Below are 877 nucleotides of genomic sequence, written 5' to 3' on the forward strand. Positions count from 1 at the left end.
AATGCAGCCGCACCGAGCCGGCACCAATGCACAGCAAACCGACCACAATCCAGATCAGGGTATGTGGGGAAGGATCACCTTCAGAACGGAGTAATACTAACTCGATAGGGCTTTGCCAGTCATGTTGATTTAACACCTCAACTAATTTGGTATGGGTTGGGGTTTGATTGGCTTCCGCCAAAATTAAAATACGATCTGCCTGATGTAAACAGCGTTTAGACCATTCATCTTCATTGCTGTCAGCGGCATATAGTACATAGCAATGTTTTTCTTCCAGACTGGCTAACCATTGGCGCAGCTGAATATCATCCGCGCCATAGTCGAGCGGGGTTTGACTAAATCCTGCTCCAAATAAGGCATCGACATGCGCGGCTGTGACTAGACGGACTTGTGGCCAACGTTGTAGATGTTCTGTTAGCTTTTCTGCAAGGTGAGTGGCTGGAATTTGTGAAGAAACAGGGATGACGGAAAGGGTACGACTATGTCCCATGGCATGAGTGAGTTGCTGATCAGGTTGGGATCGATGAATAATCAAACGAGATAAGGCAAATAATACTTTCGGGTGCTGATTAATAAACTCAATGAATTGCTGTTGCGGAATGCCGACCAGTGCAGTATCACGCACTGCATTGGTTGTACCATGATGAGGCTGGTTAGAAATAACACCTGTTTCACCCACAATTTCATTCCGCCCATAATAGGTCAGTAAACCCGCAGGTGTGGTGAATTTTATACGTCCATAAGCAATCACATAAACATGATCAGCTAGATCATTTACACAGTAAAGCTGCTGTCCTGTTTGTAAATAACGAATATGACAATGCGTTGTTAGGGAGGCTAAGGCACTGTGATCGAGCTCATTAAACAGTGCTGTTTT

1 protein-coding gene is annotated in these 877 nt (G+C 45.0%); it reads right to left on the bottom strand.

Features of this window, described 5'->3' with window-relative positions:
* On the bottom strand, positions 1–877 hold an 877-nt coding region (locus QMM04_RS22820; RefSeq protein WP_282997155.1), incomplete at both ends, for a Crp/Fnr family transcriptional regulator.

Origin of the sequence: Pantoea sp. Pa-EAmG, assembly GCF_030024295.1 — a bacterium.
Classification (GTDB): Bacteria; Pseudomonadota; Gammaproteobacteria; order Enterobacterales; family Enterobacteriaceae; genus Pantoea; species Pantoea dispersa.